Origin of the sequence: Myxococcus sp. CA040A (assembly GCF_013336725.1) — a bacterium.
GTDB lineage: Bacteria > Myxococcota > Myxococcia > Myxococcales > Myxococcaceae > Myxococcus > Myxococcus llanfairpwllgwyngyllgogerychwyrndrobwllllantysiliogogogochensis.
In genome coordinates this window covers 12,505-33,003 of the sequence record NZ_JABUMR010000002.1, presented here as the reverse complement: position 1 = coordinate 33,003, position 20,499 = coordinate 12,505, and the positions used below count along the sequence as shown (strand labels likewise).

The following is a 20,499-nucleotide window of genomic DNA, read 5'->3' as shown; positions in this document are numbered from 1 at the left end:
TCGTTCATGACGCGACGCTCCGCTGGCTCCCCTCCATCGTCCTGCTCGTGACGATACGTTCCGCCAGTTTGATGGCGGACAGAGGCGCGCTTCCCTCGGCTTTGTTGTTGATGGTGACGAAGACGGGGCGCTCGCGGCGCTGGGCGGCCAGGCACGCTCGCGCCAGCAAGTCCCGGGTGGGCACGTCCTCGTCCACCAACCGGTTGAACGGCGCATAGCGAGCACGTGCCTCCTCGTAGCCGAGGTTCGGCGGCAGCATCCACCGCACCACGAGGGCACGCGCCTCCAGCGCCCGGGTGCGCCTGGCCTGGATGCCCATGGAGGGCATGTGGGCCCACACCGCGAGGACGGGACAGGCGCCCACGTCCGCCAGCGCCTGCGCGAAGCCCTCCGTCAGCAGCTCCTCGTTGCGCACCTCCACCGCGTACAGCGGGCCCTTGGGGAGCGCGGAGAGGAACGCGTGCAGTCGCTCCACGAAGCGCGCGGGGCCGCCCAGCACCTGTGGGTCCTGCGGAGGGAACTGGAAGACGAGCGGGCCGCCCTTGTCGCCCAGGCCCTCCACGAAGGGCCGCACCACGGCCTCCTCCGCGTAGGCGGCGTGAAGGAAGCGCTCGTTGAGCTGGCCTCGATGCGCGCCGTAGCGCTCGTGCATGGGAAAGCGCGCCAGCGTGCAGACCTCGTGTGCCTTCACCAAGAAGCGGAAGTCCGCGGGCACCTGCTCCGCGTACTCGGCGAAGGCCTCGGCGTTGATGGGGCCGTAGAACGTCCGGTCGATGCCCACGGTGCGCAGCACGGGGTGGCGCGAGTACGCGGACAGTCCCTCGCGCGCGAGCTGCGACGCGGCGGCCTCGTGGTCATAGACGAGGCCGGACCAGCCGGGGAACGTCCACGACGAGGTGCCCAGGTAGATGCCCGTGGGCAGTTCGCGGCCGAGGGACGCGACGGACTCCTCCACGGGCGCGGGCGCTACCGGCTGGGTCCTGCTCCGGCTCCGGGTGGGCGCCTCCACGGGCGCGCCCGTGAAGAGGTCGAGCTGGGAGGGTCCACGCTGCTGGGCCATCGGGCATCTCCTGCGTCCTGCGGACACCGGAACACGGTGCCGCGCGTCCGGCAGGGATAACGCCGGGCGCCACATGATTCAGGAGGTTGCCTCAGAACCCGGGGCCTACCCAAGAGGGATGTCCGAACTACAGGCAGCCAAGCTCCATGCCCCGGAGCACCGCTCGAGTCCTGTCCCGGACACCGAGCTTCGACAGGATGCTGGAGGTCTGGTTCTTCACCGTGCCCTCCGCCGTCCCGAGCGCCTGGGCAATCTCCCGGTTGCTCAGTCCCCGGGCGATGAGCCGCAGCACCTCGACTTCCCGCCGCGTGAGCCCCTCGGGAAGCTCCGCGTGCGCGAAGTCCCGGGACAGCTCCAGGAGCCCCCGGGTCACGCGCTCGGCGACACCGGGGGGCAGCAGCGTCTCGCCCGCGTGGACGCGACGGATGGCGTCGGACAGCTCCTCCAGCGACACGTCCTTGAGGAGGAAGCCCTGCACGCCCGCGCGCAACGCCTCGACGATGGCGGCGTCCTCGTCGAAGGTGGTGAGCAGCACCACGCGCCGATGCACGGGCCCGCGCCGCAGCTCCCGCAGTGCTTCCAGGCCCGTCATGCGCGGCATGCGCACGTCCATCAGGACGACATCGGGATTCAGCTCCGCCACCTTGCGCAGCGCCTCCTCGCCATCCACCGCCTCGCCCACGACGCGCAGGTCGGGCGTGAGGTCCAGCAGGCCGCGGAGCCCCTGTCGCACCAGCGCATGGTCATCCACCAGGACGAGTCGAATCACGCGTCGGCCCTCCTCTCGGCCGGAAGCCACGCATCCAACTCCCAGCCCTTCCCTTCTTCCGCGCGCCAGTCCACGCGGCCTCCCAGGCGGGTGAAGCGCTCGCGCATGCCGGTGAGGCCCGCGCCAGGCATCGGCGACCGCGCGCCCCGGCCGTCATCTCGGGTCATGACCCGCACGCCGCCTTCCTCGGTCGGGACGATGCGAATCCAGAGCTGCGTCGCGTGGGCGTGGCGCAGCGTGTTCGTGAGGACCTCCTGGACGCAGCGGATGAGCGAGTGCGTCGCCTCGGCCGAATCGAGGGCCAGCGTCTCGGGGACCTCGAGGTGGACCGCGAGCCCGGGCATGTCGTGCGCGAGCTGACGCAGCGTCGCAAGCAACGGCGCGGGGGTGTCACGCAACGCCGACACCGTCTCGCGCACCTCGGACAGCAGCATGCGGGCGGCCTCGCGTGCGCGACGCAGGTGCTCGGCGGAGGGCGTGTCCTTCGCGGTGTGCGCGGCGGCTTCCAGGTTGAGGGACAGGGCGGTGAGGTGATGGCCCAGGGAGTCGTGCAGCTCACGGGCGATGCGCAGCCGCTCCCCTTCCCGCTCGCTGGCGGCGAGCAGCACCTGGGTGGACTGGAGCTCCGCGTGGAGGTGGGCCAGTTCGCCTCGCGCTTCAGCCTCGCGAACCATGACGACGGCCGAGCCCAGCGTGAAGCCCTGGAAGCCGATGAAGATGAGGGCCTGTAGCAGCGCGCGCGACAGCGGGTAGATGGAGACGAAGACGAGCAGCAGGGCCACCGACTGCGCGAGGACCCAGAGCATCGCGCGCCGCTGGGGCAGCAGCTCGGGCGCCTGGGCCGCGACGATGGCGAGCAGCGCACCGTCCACTCCCGTGCGACTGGTGGCCACGATGACGAGCGCGCTGACGGCCTGTACGCCCATCAGCGGAATCCCGCGCCGGTCCTCGACCTCGGCCCGCGCATTCCACCAATAGGCCAGGCCGAACGCGAGAAAGGCCACCAACCACGCCAGCTCGCGCGGAGTGGAGAGCAGCGAGGGCTCGCGCAGCACGTCCTCCACATGAGGGGAGCCGACGACAGCCCACGTGAGCAACCCCGCCACGCGCAGCAATCTTCGGATGGATGCGGGCTTTCGTGCGGCGTGCGTCAAGGCCATGGGAGCGGAGCATAGGACCCGCCTCGGCGGCGGGACATATGCCGGAAGTCATGGCGCCCTCGTGTGACTTCCAGCCGATGTGGGCCTTGGAGCGCTTGCGTACCTTGGCCTCCGTCTCGCAGCACGTCGGAGGCCTGCATGTCTTTCTATTATCTCGCTCGCGCGATTCACATCATGGCGGGTGTCGTCGGCTTCACCTCGCTGTGGCTGCCCCTGGTGGCGCGCAAGGGAAGCTCGCTCCACCGGCGCGTGGGCTGGGTCTATGTGGTCGCGATGGGCGTCGTGGCCATCACCGGGTTGATCATCTCCAGTTGGAGATTCCTGCAGGGACCGGAGCATCAGGCCCATGCGTTGTTCTTCATGTTCCTGAGCGTGATGAGCGGAAGCTCCGCATCCATGGGCGTGCGTGTGCTGCGCACGAAGTCTCGCACGACGGCGCATCGTCACCCCTTCGACCTGGGCCTCTCCGCGCTGACGCTGGGCCTGGGCCTGTTCACCGGAGCGTGGGGCCTCGTGAATGACGTACCGCTCCTGTGGGGCTTCGCGCCCGTGGGAATCCTCCAGGGCGCGGCATCGCTGCGGTACTGGCTCCGCCCGCCCCAGGAGCGGATGCACTGGTGGTTCCAGCACATGGGCGCCATGGTGGGCTCGGGCATCGCCACGTTGACGGCCGTGCTGGTCGTCAATGCGAGGCACCTGGGTATCGAGGGCATGCAGCTCGCCGTGTTCCTCGGCCCCACGCTGGTGGGCGTTCCGGGACTCAAGCTGTGGGAGCGCTACTACCAGGGGAAGTTCGCGGCCAAGAGCAAGAGCCCGCGTCCCGACCGCGCCCCGCCTCCTGCCCATGCACAGCACTCGCGCGCGGCTTCCGAGTCCTGACCGTTGCCCCTGAGGCCACTCGTTCGAGACATGCACCGCGACACCAGGGAGGCCGCCTCGGCCACGAGGACCGAGGCGAGCCCCAGGGGCGACTACTGGCCCGCGGTGACGGTGACGCCCGTGCCCACGTTCCGCGCAGTGGTGACGCCCGTCACCATGTTCCCGGTGGACGTGACGGTCAGCGCGGTGCCCCCGCCCTTCTCGTAGTTCAGTCCGGTGCTGCGCGTGCTACCGATGCCCCGGATGGCGTTGCCCGTCACGGAGACGAAGCCCGTGCCGTAGTTGACCTGGCTGATGGAAAGGTAGTGGTAGCGCGAGGCGGTGTTGGGCTCGCCTCCGAAGTTGAAGATCTTGTTGTCGGAGATGACCGACGCCGCGTCACCCTGCACGGTGGCCCCGATGCCCGCCCAGGTGCCGGCCGTGGTGCCCTCTCCGAAGCCCTCGATGTAGTTGTCGGAGATGGTGGTGCCGAACAGCCGCTGCGCGACGATGGCCGTCTGGCCCACGCCGTAGAGGTGATTGCCGCGCACCTTCCAGCCCGCGGAGTTCTCCAGGCGGATGGCGCTGACACCCGAGTCGGCGATCCAGTTGTCGATGAGGTCCCAGTCCGTCACGGAGTTGCCCGAGTCCTGGACGTGCACGCCGTGGACACCCGAGTCGCTGATGAAGTTGTGGACGATGCGCCCGTTCACTTGCGTGTTGACGATGGGCGTCCCCGCGCTGTTGGTGTTCGTGAGGCGGATGCCCGAGCCGCGCATGTTGTTGATGCGGGTGTTCTCCACGGTGGAGTTCCACGACATCAGCACGATGCCGTCCGTGGCACGGCCGGTGTTGTTGGTCGGGTTCCCCTCCAGCGTGAGGTTCTTCACGCTGACCGGGTCGCCCGTGAAGGTCGCCACATCCAGCCATGTGTCGCTGGCCAGCAGCGCCGCGAGGTTGGCGCCGTTCGCCTGACGGATGACGGTGCCCGAGGGCTCGCCTCCCCGATACGCGCGCTGGCCGCGCAGACGCACCGTCGAGTTGATGAGGCAGGGCCCGGAGATGACCAACTCGTCCCCCACCGCGCTGGCGGCGACGGCGGCGTTCAGCGTCTCGTCATCGGTGACGGTGTTGTTGCAGGCGACAGGCACTTGCGCCGCGAGTGCGGGGAGCGGGAGCAGCAGGAGCGCCGCGAGCGAGGGCAACAGCCGCGACGACAGGGAACCACGAGCCAGGGGTGTGGACAGGGTGGGTTTGTGCATGCTCGCCGGATAAACCCAGCCACGCGGCGGCGCACGCTCCAGTCGAGGGATGCGCGCGAGAATCGACACGCCTCACCATCGCGAGACACAGCGCCCGCACAAACTTCCACTTCACCGGCACGGTTTGGGCGCGACTTTCACGGGCCTGAAAAGCAGCAGGACCGCTGGAGCCGCGGACCCGCTACACCTTGATGCGGATGGCGGCGGGCAGGAGCGTGAAGGTCGCGGGCAGTCGACCCGGCGTTTCTCCGTCGACGTCCAGGTAGACCTCCTGGCCATCCACGGACTCCGCGTGAACCGTCTGGCAGCGCAGGCGACGCGTGCCTTTCCAGGTGACGTGCGAGCCGTTGTAGACGCCCTTGGACTTGAGGAGGAAGTCGCTCAGGCCGTAACCGGACCAGATGGTGATGTCGAACAGCCCATCGTGCGTAACGGCTTCGGGGGCGACGAACATGCCGCTGCCGAAGTAGCGGCCGTTGGCCACCGCCACGGCGGTGACGTCGAGCGTCTCCGGGGGCCCACCATCGGTCGACAGCTGGACCTTGCGCTCGGTGTACTTCACGAGGCCCTTCAGCGTGCCCCAGACGAAGCTGAAGTTGCCGCCGAGCGCCTTGCTGCCGCTATTCACCTCGCGAGCCACCACCGCGCTCACGCCGAGCGAGGCGATGTTGGCGAAGTAGCGCGTCGCGGGGTTGCCGTCGTTGTCGATGAAGTCGAGGCGGCCCACGTCGAAGGGCTCGGTCGTGTCCGAGCGGAGCCGCTCCAGGGAGGACTCCAGGTCCAGCCCCCAGCCGAAGGTGCGGCGGAAGTCGCCACCGGTGCCTCGCGGGATGAGGCCGAGGGCGGCGTTGGGGTTGATGGCCTTGCCGTCGCGGAAGAAGCCGTTGGTGACTTCGTTCAGCGTGCCGTCGCCGCCGACCGCGACGATGCACTCGTAGCCCTGGTCAATCGCCTCGCGGGCGATGCGCGCGGCATCCATCCCGCCCTGGGTGAAACCGTGCCCGAACTCGCCAAGCACCTTTCCCACCTGCGCGGCAATCTCCACCCAGCGCTTCCCGGTCTGGCCATTGGCGCTGCGCGGATTGACCACGAGGAACGTCTTCATCGGCACCTACCCCTCCCTGTAACGCCCCTGTTTACGCGGTTGTGGCTCGGTACTCCACTCCGCGACGCACCTCCCGGGTCGTCCAGGTCTCCCGCCACCCCGCGCACCGCTGACGCACCGCACAGTGGGGCCCCGTTCCGGGTGGCGGGTCCATGGAAGGCGCCACCCGGGGACCGTAGGCCGGTCTACACGTGCAGCGTGCCGTCGAGGACCGTTACCGCCACTCCGCCGATGCGCGCCCGCTCGGGCTGCCCGGCGCGGCCGGTGACCTCCACCTCGATGCGCCCAGGCTTGCCAATGGCATCCCCCTGCTCGATGCGAGCGCGGACCGTGCCACCCTCCGCCGGCAGCGGCAGCACGCCGTGCATCGCCAGGTACATGCCGAGCGGCCCGGCCGCCGAGCCCGTCACGGGGTCTTCCGCCACGCCCATGCCGGGCACGAAGTATCGCGAGTGTGCCACGCTGCCCGCCTCCAGCGTCTCGCGCGTGAAGAAGTACACGCCGCTCACTCCATGGGGCCGCAGCAGCGCATCCAACGCACCCGAGCGAGGCGCCAGCTCCCACACGTCCTCTCTTCGTCGGAACGGCACCATCACCCGGTGCGCATTGCGCCGCACGGGCAGCGAGCCATCCACCATGTCCACCGTCCCGCCCACGAGCGCGAGCACCTGCGCCAGCGGAACCGGCGCCTCCAGCCACGGATGCCGAGGGGTGACAATCCACGCCCGACTCCCTCGCGTGCCCATTGCCTCCAGTTCCACGTCGAGCACACCCGCCGCGCACTCCAACTTGAGCGCTCCCGAGCGAGGCACCAGCCCCCGCTCCGCCATCAGGTGGAACGACGCCACCGTGGCGTGGCCGCAGAAATCAATCTCAACCGTGGGAGTGAAGTAGCGCAGCCGCACGCCCTGCGCCGTGGGGCCGGAGATGACGAACGCCGTCTCCGATGCTCCCACCGCGGTCGCGATGCGCTGCATGGCCTCCACACTCAGTCCCGCGGCGTCCAGCACCACTCCCGCGCGATTGCCAGCCCCAGCGGTCTGCGTGAAGGCATCGACGATGGTCACCTGCATGGCGTGCGTCTCCCATCCACGGAACCGGGCCAGGGCCCGAACCGTCTTTCGAGTGTACCGATACAATCCAGCTCAAGAATCGACACAATCGATGCATTGCGCGGAGGCGCCCGTCAACTGTATGCATTGTCACCATGACAATCTGGACGCCCAACCTCCGGGGCCGAGAGGGGCCGCTGTATCGAATCCTCGCGGATGCGCTCGGAGCGGACATCGAGGAAGGGCGCCTCGCCGCCGGAACCCGCCTGCCCACGCACCGTGAGCTGGCGGAGAAGGTGGGTGTCACGGTGGGCACGGTGACGCGTGCCTACGCGGAGGCCGAGCGTCGGGGCCTCATCGGCGGCGAAGTCGGTCGAGGCACCTTCGTGCGCCACCGGGATGCCCCTCGACAGCTCCCGCCCCCCGCCCAGGACTCGGGCGACGACTCGCTCGTGGACCTGGGCCTCAACTGGCCAGCCACGCCCCCCGGAGACCCGGCCGGCTCCGCGCTGAAGAAGTCGCTGGACGCCGTGCAACGCTCGCCTCGCCTCGCGGAGCTGCTCGACTACCAACCCCCCGCGGGAAACCCGGCGCACCGCGAGGCCGGCGCCGAGTGGATGTCCCGCTTCGGCCTGGAAGTCGAACCCTCGCGAGTCATGGTGTGCTCCGGCGGGCAGCACGCGATGGAAGTGGCCCTCAGCACCCTCACGCGCCCCGGTGACACGGTGCTCTGCGAGGCCCTCACCTACCCCGGCCTCAAGGTGCTCGCGAACCGGCTCCACCTGCGACTGCACGGCGTGGCCATGGATGAACACGGCCTCATCCCAGACGCGCTGGAGACCGCGTGCCGCACCGGCGCGAAGGTCCTCTTCTGCCTGCCCAATCTCCAGAACCCCACCGGCGCCGTCATGCCCGAGGAGCGCCGTCGCCGCATCGCCACGGTGGCCCGACGACACGGCCTCACGGTGGTGGAAGACGACGCCTACGGCCTGCTGCTCGACAAGCGCCCCCCACCGCTCTGCACGCTCCTGCCGGAGTCCGGATGGTTCATCGCGGGCGTCTCCAAGCTGCTCGCCCCGGGGCTGCGCATCGGCTACCTCGCGGCGCCAGCGGGACCGAGCACCGAGCGACTGGCGGAGGAAGCAGCCCTCGCCGCTCGGATGACACCCGCGCTCACGGCCGACATCACCGCGCGATGGGTGCGTGATGGCACCGCCGACGAGCTGGTGGTGCGCCGCCGCCGAGAAGCGCACGAGCGACTGGAGCTGGCGAAGGACGTGCTCGGGGACCTGCTACCGCGTCCAGGAAAGGCCACCACGTACCACCTCTGGCTGAAGCTTCCCTCGATTTGGCGCGCGGAGGCGTTCACCTCCCAGGCCCGGCGGCGCGGCGTGCTCGTCATGCCCGCCGAGCTGTTCACCGTGGGCCCGGCCACCGCTCCAGCGGCGGTGCGCGTGTGCCTGGGAACCCCACGCACCCGCGCCTCGCTGGAGAAGGGCCTGCATCGACTGAGAGAGACACTGGAGGGGGGGCCGGAGCCCCTCGCCTCCATCGTCTGACTACTTCTGCGGAGGCGGCACCGGACGGACATGCAGCTCGCGCAGCTGCTTGTCGTCCACGTCGCCGGGGGCGCCCGTCATCAGGTCCGTGCCCGTCTTCGTCTTGGGGAACGGAATCACGTCGCGCAGGGACTCGGCGCCCGTCAGCAGGAAGGCGAGCCGGTCCATGCCCAGGGCGATGCCACCGTGCGGAGGCGCGCCGAACTTGAGCGCGTCCAGCAGGAAGCCGAACTTCGTCTGCGCCTCCTCCTCGCCGATGCCCAGCGCCTTGAAGACCTCCGCCTGGACCTTCGGGTCATGCAGACGGATGGAGCCGCCACCAATCTCGAAGCCGTTGAGCACCACGTCGTAGCGGTGGCACTTCACCCGGCCCGGGTCGCTGAGCAGGAACGGCACGTCCTCGTCGTGCGGACGCGTGAAGGCGTGGTGCGCCGCCACCCAGGTGTTGGAGTCCTCGTCGTGCTCGAACAGCGGCGGGTTCACCACCCACAGGAACTTCCACTGGCCACCGCTGCCGTACTCCGGAATCAGCCCGAGCTTCTTGGCGACGTGCACGCGCAGGTTCGCCATCACCGTGTGGACCAGCGACTCCTTGCCGAACTGGAACAGGATGAGGTCGCCCGTCTTCGCGCCCACGGCCTGGTTGATGGCCGCGCGCAGCGCCGGGGTAATCGTCTTGGACAGCGGGGACTGCGTCCACTCGCCGCCCTCGGCCACCTTCGCGCGCGCCAGGCCCTTCGCACCGGCCTGCTTGGCGAACTCCTCCAGCTTGTCGCTCTCCGCGCGGCTCATCGCCTTCTCCGCGGGGACGACCATCGCCTTGACGATGCCCTTGTTCTGCACCGCCTCGAACATCATCGGCACGCCGCCCGCGTCACCGTGCTCGCGAATCAGGTCCGTGAGCACCGTGTGCTCCAACCCGAAGCGCAGGTCCGGCTTGTCGTTGCCGTACTTCGCCATGGACTCGTAGAAGTCCATCCGCGCGAAGGGCGTGGGCACGTCGATGCCGAGCACCTCGCCCCACAGCTTCTTGATGAGCCCCTCGATGATGGTGAAGATGTCGTCCTGGCTGACGAAGCTCATCTCCACGTCGATCTGCGTGAACTCAGGCTGCCGATCCACGCGCAGGTCCTCGTCACGGAAGCACTTCACGATCTGGAAGTACCGGTCGAAGCCCGCGACCATGAAGAGCTGCTTGTAGAGCTGAGGGCTCTCCGCCAGCGCGTAGAACTTGCCCGCGTTCATGCGGCTGGGGACCAGGAAGTTGCGCGCGCCACCGGGCGTGTACTTGCCCATGAACGGCGTCTCCAGATCCAGGAAGCCGTGGTCCACCATGTACGCGCGCGTCAGCGAGTGCATCTTCGAGCGCGTCATCAGCGACTTCTGGAGCGGCGCCCGGCGCAGGTCCAGATAGCGATGCGCCAGCCGCTTCTCCTCCGAGGTGTCAATCGAGTCCTCGATGGGGAACGGGGTTGGCTCGGAGCGATTGAAGATGGTGAGATCGGTCGCCTTGATTTCGATCTCCCCGGTCTTCATCTTCGGGTTCACGTTCTTGCCACGCGACACGACCTTGCCGCGCACGCCGATGCAGAACTCCAACCGAAGGCTGCCCGCCAGCCCATGCGCTTCGGCGTGGTCCGGCTCGAACACCACCTGCGTCAACCCGTCCCTGTCCCGCAAGTCGATGAAGACCGCGCCGCCGTGGTCTCGACGATTGTGCACCCAGCCGAAGAGGACGACCTCCTCGCCAACATTGGTCGCGGTGAGCTGACCGCACGTGTGGGTACGCTTGACCTCGGAGATGAACGGGACCGCCATGGAGACCGCCTGCGTGGTTCGTAGAAGGAAAAGGCGCGGCACCATAGGGACCGTGGAAACGGTGCGTCAAGGAGTCCGCGCCGTGCTGACTGCTCTCAAACGGTCGACTCCTGGAGGGCTTCCTGACGTCCGCCCCACCCGAGTGCAACTTCCCGCCGCCTTCCGTGTTGGCCTTCTCATGAAGGGGGAGCCCAGCACGCGCAAGCCCAGGCCCTCGGGCCCTCTTCGCCACGCCTGCGTCCTGCTCGGACTGCTCGCCCCCCTGCTCACCGCCCGCGCGGAGTCCGGTGACACCACCGTCAGCGTGGAGACCACCGTCGGCAAGGACTTCCGCGCCTGGAGCCTCCTGGGCGACGTGGAGCTGCGCGACGGGGCCACGTTCCTCACGCTCGGCTACACGGGCGCCCGCCCGGAAGCGGGCACCGCCCTCACCCACCAGCTCAGCCTGGGCGCCGACCAGGTGCTGGGCGAGCACTGGCTCCTGTCCGCCATCGTCAGCACGGGCCTGCCCAAGTCCACCCGCGTCGAGCTCATCCCCGAGCGACCCGCGCGCCGCCTTCCCGCCGTCGACGCCAGCACCGGCTACGCCAGCCAGGGCGCGCTCCTGTCGGTGGCCTACGACTCGGCGGGCCTCTCCGACGTGGAGTCGGGCGCCGACGCGAGCCTCGCCCTCACCCGCCACCCGCTGAGCCGGGCGCTGCTCGTCACCCACGTCCAGGGCAACACCACGCGCTACACCCGCGAGGACACCCTGTGGGCCGCGCGGCCGGGGCTGGGCCTCCGGCTTCTCCTGGGAACGCGCTGGGAGCTGGGCGCGCGCGGCAGCCTCTCCCTCTACAGCGAGGACCCGCTCTCCGCCGGCCAGTTCACCGAGGAGGAACAGGCGGCGATGGCGCGCCGCGTGGAGAACGCCGTCGAGACGCGCCGGGCCCTGCGCCGCTACCAGGCCCGCGTCAACAGGGACCTGGGCACCGTCCTGGCCCGACGCATGGCGGACGTCAACGCCACCGCGGGCATCCCCACCGCGCCCGCGCGCTTCGACGTCAGGCCCTCCGTCACCTGGAAGCCCGGACGGGACGTGCGGGGGCAGCTCTCCTACGCCTTCACCCGCTACGTCTCGGGCGAGGGGTGGTCCCACCTGCTGGCCACCCGGTGGACGGTGCGACTGGGGACGCCACTGAGGGTGTGGGCCAGCGTGGCGCTCCAGCAGGACCACCTGGAGGCGGCGGCGGACCCGGCCCCCCCCTCCCCGGTCCATTCCGGCCTGGTGACGCTCGGGGGGGAATACACGTTCTGAGCGGACCGGAGTAAAACGGCCCCCATGCTCCGAACAGTCATCGCCACCACCGCCGTGCTGGGCCTGGCCGCCGGCTGTGCGCCCGACACGAGCGCCCCGGTCAAGATTCGCGCCCTGGTGCTCTCCAGCAATGGGCAGTACGTCCCCGAGGAGGTCGAACTCAAGACGGTCGCCGACGTCGTCGGTCTCAGCGGCAGCGTCGCCGACCTGCACGGCGGCGCGCGCATCGTCTACGACTCCAACGACCAGGACCTCGCCACCGCCACCACGCCCGAGGCCTTCGCCAACGCCCTGCTCAAGGGCGAAGGCCGCGACGTCACCGCCAGCTACATCTCCCAGGATGACGTCCTCTGGCCGGCGGACTTCCACACCTGGAACATGGTGACGACGTATTACAACCTCGAGCGCGCCTTCGATTACTTCCACGACGTCACCAACATCCCGACGGCCGACTTCAAGAAGCCCGTCAAGACGTACTACTTCCCCGACTTCACCATCACCGACGTCAGCCGCGACTCGCTGAAGGACAACGCCCTGTATTTCTCGGCGATGGAGTCCTTCCTCGTGCTGCCCTTCGATGAGCTCCAGCGCGCGCCCCTGGCCATCAACGCGGGCGTCATCACCCACGAGTACTCGCACCGCATCTTCAACCTGAAGGTGTACGCCGGGCAGGCCTTCCCCGCGGCCCTCACCGCGTGGGCCAGCACCGGCGGCCCCAGCCCCGGCGCCAACATCCTCAAGGCGTTCGACGAGGGGCTCGCGGACCTGCACGCGTACGGCGCCACCTGCCGCTCCAAGAACGGCTGCGACACCCGCTTCCTCTCCACGTCCTTCGAGGGCCCCGAGTACGGCTCCATCCCGGCTGACCGGGACCTGGCGAAGACGGACCGCTGCATGGACGCGTCCCTGCGCGACAGCATCCGGAACAACAGCCTGAGCGAGTTCAGCGGCAAGGAGTACCGGGTGGGCACGCTGCTCGCCAGCGCGCTGTACCAGGCCGGCGAGGCCACCGGGCAGCGCGACATCCTGCTGCGCTCCATCGTCACCGGCTACAGCGACACCTCGACGGCGACGCCCGGCCTGCTCCAGCTCACCCAGCAGTACACCTCCGACCAGACGAACTTCACGCTGGCCGTGGCGTCGAGCGCCATCATCAGCCACATCACGGACCTGCGGCTGAAGGAAGCCGTCTGCAACGAGCTGATGGACCACCTGCAGATTCCCCGCGATCTGCTCGTGGGCACCACGAATCCCAACCTCTGCCCGGCCAGCGCCGCTGGCGGTACCACCTGCCCCCGACTGAGCGCCGACTGATGAGGACCGCCACCGTGAAGAACTGGCTCACCCGCTGCCTCGTCGGCGGCCTGCTCGTAGCGCCCCCCGCCTTCGCGCAGGATGACGACGACCCGTACGCCTATCCCGAGGACGAGCCGGGCCCCAGCCAGGAGCAGATTGAAGAGGAGGAGGCCGCCGAGCGCCGCCGTCGCAACGTGGACCAGGCCGACGAGTTCCGGAACGCGTCAGAGCAGGAGGGCGAGGAAGGCGACTTCAAGGAGCTCGCCGGCCTGGACGACCCCAACCTGGGCGTGGGCGTGGAGCTCCTCGCCGGCGCGCTCCTCCTGGAGAGCCCCCGGGGCCGCTTCGCCGACACCGTGCTGGGCCTGGGCGTGCGCACCACGTGGGAGTTCGGCCGCACGTTCGACCTCGAGCCCTTTCGCGAGAACCTCTGGGCGGACCTGCGCTGGACGTACGGCAACAGCAGCGACGGCACCGACTTCATTCGCGGCAGCACCAGCCAGCACTACTTCACCATCGCCCCGGCCTACGAGTTCAAGTTCGGCAAGTCCGACTTCGGCTTCTTCGGCCAGGTGGGTGGCGGCGTCGCCTACCAGACGACCTCCATCACCGTGGACGCCAACGAGACGAAGGTGAATGGCCTCAAGCCCCTCCTCCAGTACGGCGTGGGCCTCCGGGGCCGTCCCCGACTGTCCAGCAGCAGCAACTTCCGGCTGTCCTTCCGCCTGGAGGCCATGGGCTACCGCCGGGGCTACATGAACGACTTCTTCCTGGGTGGCAGCGTCGGCGCCACCTTCTGAAGAACACTTCCCGACCGCTCCTTCCCCGCAAGGAGCGTGAACGGGTGGAAGTTTTTCCGCCTCCGGCCCTTCGTGCGGCCCCCCGCTCCTCGGCATTCCGGGGAGTTGGGGGTTGGCATATGCCCTGCTTGTAGCCACCGTCGGGAATGGGCGTGGGGCCCCAGGGCGGGGAGGCGAGGCATGAAGGGCGTGCAGGGGCAGGGACAGGGCCAAGGCCAGGGGAAGCATTGGGACCCGGTGTGCGGCAAGCAGCTGGAGACACCGGATGGCCAGCCATCCTCGGAGTACAAGAAGCGCCGTTACTTCTTCTGCTCGGAACGGTGCCGCCATGCCTTCGAGCGACAAGCCGAGCGCTTCCGTCTCAACGAGCTGGCCCGCGTCGGCGCGCTGATGACGCCGGGCCGGGTGCGCTGGGGACTGGCGTAGGACTTCCGGGGCCCGCGGGTGAAACACCGCGGGCCCTCACTCACTGACGAACAGATTACGCGGCGACGCGCACGTCCTTGAGGCGCAGCGACAGCTTTCGCTGACCTCGGAAGGTGTCGAAGCCCGCCTGGAAGGCCAGGTCCACCGGCCCATCCACCATCCTCACGCGGTCCGCCATGCCGAAGCCGATGGCGTCCAGCTCCGGTGCGTCCGCCAGCGCCAGCTTGAGGTGACCGCTGCCACCCGCCGCCTTGGCCGGCAGCACGCGTGAGCGGGCCACCTGGTGGCGAAGCACCAGCACCGGCTCGGGATTGCCCTGGCCGAAGGGGCCGAGGCGCTGGAGGGCCTCCACGGCCGTCGCATCCAGCTCCCGGGCGCTCACCACCGCGTCCACGCGGCAGCGGGGAATGAGGTCCTCGGGGGTGAGGCGCTGCCAGGCGATCTTCTCGAACGCCTCGCGCAGCGCGGGCAGCTTGTCCGCGTCGATGGTGAGGCCGGCGGCGTGCTTGTGACCGCCGAACTTCGTGAGCAGTTCCGAGCACCCGCTGAGCGCGTCGTAGAGGTGGAAGGCCTCGATGCTGCGCGCCGAGCCCTTCCCCACCCCGTCCTTCACGCCCACCATGACGGTGGGCCGGTGGTAGCGCTCCACCACGCGCGAGGCGACGATGCCGATGACGCCCGGGTGCCAGCCCTCGTCGTAGAGCACGAAGCCGCGCGCATCCTTGCGCTCCTCGGCCTGGGCCAGCGCCTGCGTGAGGATGCCGCTCTCGATTCCCTGCCGCTCCGCGTTGGCCCGGTCCAACACCGAGGCCAGTGAGCGCGCCGACTCCAAGGACTCCGAACAGAGCAGCTGGAGTCCCAGGGACGCGTCATGCAGCCGTCCCGCGGCGTTGATGCGAGGCCCCAGGCGGAAGCCCACCTGGCCCGCGGTGATGGTCGTGTCCGGGTCCATGCCCGCGGCTTCCTTCAGCGCGCGCACCCCCGGACGGCGGGCGGCCGTGAGCTCCTGGAGGCCGTGCGTCACCAGGATGCGGTTGGCGCCGGTGAGCGGCACCACATCCGCGACGGTGGCCATCGCCACCAGGTCCATCATGGCGCGGAGGTTGGGCTCCTTGCGGGTGGCGAAGTAGCCATCGTCGCGAAGCCGCTTGCGCAGGCCCATGCAGAGGTTGAAGGCCACGCCCGCGGCGCACAGGGCCTTGGTGGGGTACTCGCAGCCGGGCTGATGCGGGTTGAGCACCGCGACGGCGGGAGGCAGCGTGGGAGGAACCGTGTGGTGGTCCACCACGATGACGTCCAGCCCCAGCTCCTTCGCGCGGGTGATTTCCGCCACGGAGGTGATGCCGCAATCCAGTGTCACCAGCACCCGCGTGCCATCCGCGGCGATGCGCTCCACCGCGGACATGTTGAGGCCGTAGCCCTCGTCCAGCCGGTGGGGGATGTACGTGGCCGGCGGCACGCCCAGCTCCTTCAGGAACAGGAACATCAGCGACGTGGAGCACACCCCATCCACGTCATAGTCGCCGTACAGCGTCACCTTCTCGCGCCGGTGCAGTGCACGCACCAGCCGCTCCACGCCCGCCACCATGCCCTTCATCCGGAAGGGGTCTGGCAGGTCCGCCAGACGGTCCGACAGGAACGCGGAGGCGGACTCAGGCGTCCGGTAACCGCGGTGCAGCAGCACCCTCGCCGCGAGCGGATGGAGCGACAGCTCCCCAGCGAGCGACCCCACCTCCTCCTCGACCACGTCTGGAAGCAACCACCGCACTCGCAGCTCCCCTCCTCGGCCACCGGGACTCCTCCGTGGCCGGGACGAAATCTTGACAGTCCGACAGTACCTCAGACGTCTGACGAGGAAAGTCCAACCTTGGGCACGACATTTCCCTTCCTGCTCAGGCGTTCAGGCGTGCGCTTGCCCTGTCGTCTGCCGGTGGGGAGCGCGTCGGTCACCCGGTGCACAGCTTGATTGCACACCACCTGACAGGGAGGACCGCATGGCTGCAAAGGGTATCCAGGTCGGCGCGCTGGCGCTCGCGCTGCTCGCCACAGGCACGGCTTCGGCGCAAGAACGCAAGCCGGGCAAGCGAGGCGACGTCAACGTGTTCCTCAAGGGCGGCCTGGGCGATTACACGGGCAACCTGGGAGATCTCACGAACACCGGTCCGGCATGGGGCCTCACACTCAACGTGCAGCCCACCACGTTCATCGGGTTCGAGCTCGGCTACGAGGGTTCGCAGAACGGCATCGACGACATCCGACTCCTGGATGACGGCCCCTCCATCGTCCGGCAGGGCGGCAGCGCGCTGGTGAAGGTCTCCCCGCCCTTCCTCACGGCGGTGCGGCCCTTCGTAGGCGCGGGCTTCGGCCTCTCGTATGTGGACGTGCGCGGCATCGGCGGCGGCCTCTACGACTCCGACACCATGGAAGAAGTGCCGCTGGCCGCGGGCGTGGAGTTCAACAGCGGAGCGCTGACCGCGGGCGTCCGCGCCACCTGGCGCGTGCTGCTCGACAACGGCTTCGCGAATGACGCGCTGGACGAGGACACCGACGGTGGCCTGCTCGACGCCTCGGTGACGCTGGGCGCGCGCTTCTGACACGCACACCCGCCTGAAAAACAACGAGGGCCCTGCCTCCACGTGGGAGACCAGGGCCCTCATCGCGTCCGGCTCCCGCGAGCGGGAGTCAGGCGGGGTACGTCACGCCGCCTTCGGCTCCTGCTTCATGCCGTCGCCGTGACGGCCTTCCTTCGCCGCCGCGCGCTCGTCCAGCCAGATGGTGAGCGGGCTGGCGATGTACACGGAGGAGTAGGTGCCGACGAGGATGCCCACGAGCATCGCCATGGCGAAGTCGAAGATTTCGCCCACGCCGAAGATGAGCAGACCGATGAGCGACAACGCCGTCGTGCCGGACGTGAGGATGGTGCGGCCGAGCGTGTCGTTGATGGCGATGTTGATGACCTCCGCCAGCGGCTTGCCCTTGTACTTGGCCATGTCCTCGCGGATGCGGTCGTAGATGACGATGGTGTCGTTCACCGAGTAGCCGACGATGGTCAGCAGCGCGGCGATGGCCGTGAGGTTGAACTCGCGGCGGCTCACCAGGTAGTAGCCCGCCACCATGATGACGTCGTGGAGCATGGCGAGCAGCGCGCCCGGGCCGAACTTGAAGTCGAACCGGAACGCCACGTAGATGAGGATGGCCACCATCGAGTACAGCAGCGCCATGACGCCGCGGTTGCGCAGCTGCTTGCCCACCTGCGGGCCCACGTAGTCCACGCGGCGCTGCTCGAAGTCCGGCTTCTCCAGGCCCGCCTTGAGCGCGGAGTTCACCTTGTCCGCCATGCCGCTGGCGACGACCTGGTAGTCGACGCCGGTGCCGCCCTGGGACTCGCCCAGGACACGGACCTCCTGCACGCCGGTGCCAGACCCCTCCACCGCGCTCTTGATGAGCTCCGCAGTCAGCGGGGTGGCCGAGCGGAAGTTGATGATGCCGTTGGCGAGGTCCGAGTAGACGTTGCGGACCGTGCCCAGGGCCTCGATGGCCGTCTTGGCCTTCGCGGCGTTCTCTTCGTTGAGCTGGGTGACGCCGCCCATGCGAAGCAGGAAGGCGTTCTCCGAGGCTCCGCCGATGTTCTGCACGCTCACGTCGTGCAGGCCGCCCTTCTGGGCGCGCTCACGCACTTCCGCCGCGCTGATGGAGTGGTCGAACTTCAGCTCCACCACCGTGCCGCCGGCGAAGTCCACGCCGTAGTTGAACCCCACCGTGGCGATGCCCACCAGGATGGCGAGGTTGACGAGGGTGGAGATGAAGATGGCCGGCTTGCGCTTGCCGATGAAGTCGATGTTCGTCTTGTTCTTGAGGATCTGCATGGCAGTTTACCGGGCTCCCGCCGGTCTCAGACCGACACCGACTGCGCGTTACGGCCGTGGACGAAGTAGGTCATGATGACGCGAGTCACCACGATGGACGTGAACAGCGAGGCCAACAGCCCCACGATGAGCGTGGTGGCGAAGCCCCGAATCGGTCCGGTGCCCGTGAAGAACAGGATGAAGCCGGCGATGAGCGCCGTCACGTGCGCATCGAAGATGGTCCAGAAGGCGCGGTCATAGCCCTGGTCCACGGCCGCCTTGGCCGTCTTGCCGTGACTCAACTCCTCACGGATGCGCTCGTTGATGAGCACGTTGGCATCCACCGCGACGCCCAACGTCAGCACGAACCCCGCGATGCCCGGCAAGGTCAGCGTCGCGTTGAAGAACGCCAGGCCCGCCAGGATGAGCAGACCATTCAAGAGCAGCGCGACGTCCGCGATGAGCCCCGCCTTGCGGTAGTACAGACCCATGAAGAGGAGCACGAGGCCCAGGCCGACCAGCACCGCGAGGCCGCCCTTCTTGATGAGCTCGTCACCCAGGCTCGCGCCCACCTGACGAATCTCACCCACCGTCACCGGCGCGGGCAGCGCGCCCGCCTTGAGCACCAGCGCCAGCGTCTGCGCCTCGCCCAGCCACTCGTCGTGGGAGCGAGCCCCCATGCGACCCATGGTGATGCGGGCACGGCCTCCGCCGATCTTCTCGTTGATGTTCGGCGCCGTGTGGACGTTGTCGTCCAGCACGATGGCCATGCGACGGCCCACGCCCGCCTCGGTCAGCTTCTCGAACTCGCGCGCGCCCGCCGGGTCGAAGGCGATGTTCACCTCCGGCTCGTTCATCTGGTTCACCGACGCGTCGGCGCCCGCCAGGCTCTCGCCCGTCAGCGGCACGACCTTGTCCAGCAGGTACGTCCGGTAGGACGAGCACTCGTTCTTCTTCAGCGGGTTCGCGATGCACTCGGTGACGACCTGGCGGTTCTCCGGAACCTTGCCCTCGGTGTACTTCAGGAGCGCGTCACGCGAGGCGCTCTGCAGCTGCGGGAAGCCACCCTCTTCCGACACGGTGATGTCGCTGCCGGCCGGAGGCGGGTTGGACTGGAACAGCTGCGCGAAGAACTGCGGGTTGGTGTCGTCCACCATCCGGAACTCGAGCTGCGCGGTGGTGCCGACCAGCTCCTTGGCCTGCTCCGGGTTGCTGCGGCCGGGCAGCGAAATCTGGATGGAGTCGGTGCCGAGCTTGCGCACGTCGACTTCGGCGACGCCCCACTTGTCGATGCGGCGGCGGATGACGAGCATCGCCTGGTCGACCGCTTCCTCACGGAAGCGATTCACCTGGGATTCGTCGGGCGACAGCACCAGCGTCGCGCCATCGCGGTTGACCCGCTTGAAGTCCCCGAAGGTCGCCAGGACGTCCTTCTCGATGGCGTCCATGGTCGCCGGGTCCTTCGCGGTCAAGGTGAGCTGGAGCTTCTCTGGATCCGTCTCCGCCGTGACCTCGCCGAGCTTCTTGTCGGCGACGTACGTGGCGATCTGCTGGCCCCGGCGCTCGGTCCGCTTCTGGAGCGCCGTCTTGGTGTCCACGCGCATGACCATGTGGATGCCGCCCTGAAGGTCCAGGCCCAGATTGAGCCGGTACTTCGCGGGAGGCGCCCAGGCGGGAAGCCGCGCTTGCAGCGCCGCCAGGTCATTGCGCTGGGCACGGTCCATGACCACCAGCGAGTAGTACGACGGAATCAGGAACCAGATGGTCCCCAGCGTCACCGCGACAATCAGTCCAAACTTCCACCACCAGCCGCGGTCCATTTACTTCTCCTCCTTCTTCTTCTCTTCGGCGGGCGCCGCCTGCGCGGGCCCCTCAGCCACCGTGCCCTTGGCACTGATGGACGTCTTCAGGATGCGGATGCGCACGCCACTGGCGACTTCCACCGTCACGGTCCGCTCTTCGACGAGGTGGATCTTCCCGAGCATGCCGCCCGAGGTGACCACTTCATCGCCCTTCTTGAGCGAAGTGAGCAGCGTGCGGTGCTCCTTCATCTGCTTTTGCTGAGGGCGGATCATGACGAAGTACATGATCGCCACCAGTCCCACGAGCAGAGCCAGGGTGTTCAGCGGGTTGGTCCCGCCCCCGGCCTGCGCCAGCATCAAAAAGCTCTCAGCCACAGACTGCCTCGTCGG

The 20,499-nt window shown here is 68.7% G+C and carries 18 protein-coding genes; 7 read left to right on the top strand and 11 right to left on the bottom strand.

Translation table 11 applies throughout. From position 1 onward, the window contains the following. Positions 1–4 precede the first annotated feature (4 nt). The 3 genes from HUA75_RS07255 to HUA75_RS07245 form a co-directional block, all read right to left on the bottom strand. A complete protein-coding gene (locus HUA75_RS07255) occupies positions 5–1,060 on the bottom strand; it encodes a DUF72 domain-containing protein (protein ID WP_174485942.1) in 1,056 nt (351 codons plus the stop codon). A 127-nt stretch (positions 1,061–1,187) separates the two neighbouring features. After that, positions 1,188–1,829 (bottom strand): response regulator transcription factor, encoded by a 642-nt coding sequence (locus tag HUA75_RS07250; protein ID WP_141643247.1) that lies wholly within the window; start codon positions 1,827–1,829, stop codon positions 1,188–1,190. Then, positions 1,826–2,989, bottom strand: coding sequence for a sensor histidine kinase (locus HUA75_RS07245; RefSeq protein WP_174485941.1), 1,164 nt, complete (start codon positions 2,987–2,989; stop codon positions 1,826–1,828). The genes HUA75_RS07250 and HUA75_RS07245 overlap by 4 nt, the downstream gene beginning before the upstream one ends. A gap of 138 nt (positions 2,990–3,127) precedes the next feature. Between HUA75_RS07245 and HUA75_RS07240 the strand changes: the two genes are divergently transcribed. Continuing rightward, entirely contained in the window at positions 3,128–3,868 is a 741-nt protein-coding gene (locus HUA75_RS07240) for a DUF2306 domain-containing protein (RefSeq protein WP_174485940.1), read from the top strand. A 92-nt stretch (positions 3,869–3,960) separates the two neighbouring features. On the opposite strand, the gene HUA75_RS07235 is transcribed toward HUA75_RS07240, so the two are convergent. The 3 genes from HUA75_RS07235 to HUA75_RS07225 all read right to left on the bottom strand — a co-directional run bounded on the left by HUA75_RS07235 (position 3,961) and on the right by HUA75_RS07225 (position 7,287). Further along, a complete protein-coding gene (locus HUA75_RS07235) occupies positions 3,961–5,109 on the bottom strand; it encodes a right-handed parallel beta-helix repeat-containing protein (protein ID WP_254627451.1) in 1,149 nt (382 codons plus the stop codon). Positions 5,110–5,290: 181 nt separating this feature from the next. Beyond that, positions 5,291–6,214: a diacylglycerol kinase family protein gene (locus HUA75_RS07230; protein ID WP_141643244.1), complete on the bottom strand. Its 924-nt coding sequence runs from the start codon at positions 6,212–6,214 to the stop codon at positions 5,291–5,293. Positions 6,215–6,399: 185 nt separating this feature from the next. After that, on the bottom strand, positions 6,400–7,287 hold the full coding sequence (locus HUA75_RS07225) for a PhzF family phenazine biosynthesis protein (protein WP_174463428.1): 888 nt from the start codon (positions 7,285–7,287) through the stop codon (positions 6,400–6,402). Between the two features lie 134 nt (positions 7,288–7,421). On the opposite strand from HUA75_RS07225, the gene HUA75_RS07220 reads away from it, so the two are divergent. Further along, positions 7,422–8,825 (top strand): PLP-dependent aminotransferase family protein, encoded by a 1,404-nt coding sequence (locus HUA75_RS07220; protein ID WP_174485939.1) that lies wholly within the window; start codon positions 7,422–7,424, stop codon positions 8,823–8,825. Here the strand turns inward: HUA75_RS07220 and aspS are convergent, their stop codons facing one another. Continuing rightward, entirely contained in the window at positions 8,826–10,643 is a 1,818-nt protein-coding gene (gene aspS / locus HUA75_RS07215) for an aspartate--tRNA ligase (RefSeq protein WP_141643241.1), read from the bottom strand. A gap of 178 nt (positions 10,644–10,821) precedes the next feature. Between aspS and HUA75_RS07210 the strand changes: the two genes are divergently transcribed. The 4 genes from HUA75_RS07210 (at position 10,822) to HUA75_RS07195 (ending at position 14,462) form a co-directional block, all read left to right on the top strand. Beyond that, positions 10,822–11,940, top strand: a complete 1,119-nt coding sequence (locus tag HUA75_RS07210) for a hypothetical protein (RefSeq protein ID WP_174485938.1) — start codon at positions 10,822–10,824, stop codon at positions 11,938–11,940. 24 nt (positions 11,941–11,964) lie between these two features. Continuing rightward, a complete protein-coding gene (locus HUA75_RS07205; protein ID WP_174463425.1) occupies positions 11,965–13,254 on the top strand; it encodes a hypothetical protein in 1,290 nt (429 codons plus the stop codon). Next, complete coding sequence (locus HUA75_RS07200) at positions 13,254–14,036, top strand: hypothetical protein (protein ID WP_141643238.1); 783 nt, start codon at positions 13,254–13,256, stop codon at positions 14,034–14,036. The genes HUA75_RS07205 and HUA75_RS07200 overlap by 1 nt, the downstream gene beginning before the upstream one ends. Positions 14,037–14,216: 180 nt before the next feature. Further along, positions 14,217–14,462, top strand: coding sequence for a YHS domain-containing protein (locus HUA75_RS07195; protein ID WP_141643237.1), 246 nt, complete (start codon positions 14,217–14,219; stop codon positions 14,460–14,462). A gap of 55 nt (positions 14,463–14,517) precedes the next feature. Here HUA75_RS07195 and recJ read toward each other — a convergent pair whose 3' ends face one another. Beyond that, positions 14,518–16,230 carry a single-stranded-DNA-specific exonuclease RecJ gene (recJ, locus tag HUA75_RS07190; protein ID WP_141643236.1) on the bottom strand — a complete coding sequence of 571 codons (1,713 nt, stop codon included), beginning with the start codon at positions 16,228–16,230 and terminating at the stop codon, positions 14,518–14,520. Between the two features lie 226 nt (positions 16,231–16,456). Here recJ and HUA75_RS07185 point away from each other — a divergent pair, with 226 nt between their 5' ends. Beyond that, a complete protein-coding gene (locus HUA75_RS07185; protein ID WP_141643235.1) occupies positions 16,457–17,056 on the top strand; it encodes an outer membrane beta-barrel protein in 600 nt (199 codons plus the stop codon). A 102-nt stretch (positions 17,057–17,158) separates the two neighbouring features. Here the strand turns inward: HUA75_RS07185 and secF are convergent, their stop codons facing one another. The 3 genes from secF to yajC are packed head-to-tail and all read right to left on the bottom strand — an operon-like array spanning position 17,159 to position 20,484. Continuing rightward, on the bottom strand, positions 17,159–18,328 hold the full coding sequence (secF, locus tag HUA75_RS07180; protein WP_141643234.1) for a protein translocase subunit SecF: 1,170 nt from the start codon (positions 18,326–18,328) through the stop codon (positions 17,159–17,161). A gap of 26 nt (positions 18,329–18,354) precedes the next feature. Next, on the bottom strand, positions 18,355–20,127 hold the full coding sequence (gene secD, locus HUA75_RS07175; RefSeq protein WP_174455870.1) for a protein translocase subunit SecD: 1,773 nt from the start codon (positions 20,125–20,127) through the stop codon (positions 18,355–18,357). Continuing rightward, the gene (gene yajC / locus HUA75_RS07170) at positions 20,128–20,484 is read right to left on the bottom strand and encodes a preprotein translocase subunit YajC (RefSeq protein ID WP_141643232.1); all 357 of its coding nucleotides are present in this window, start codon (positions 20,482–20,484) and stop codon (positions 20,128–20,130) included. Positions 20,485–20,499: the final 15 nt, after the last annotated feature.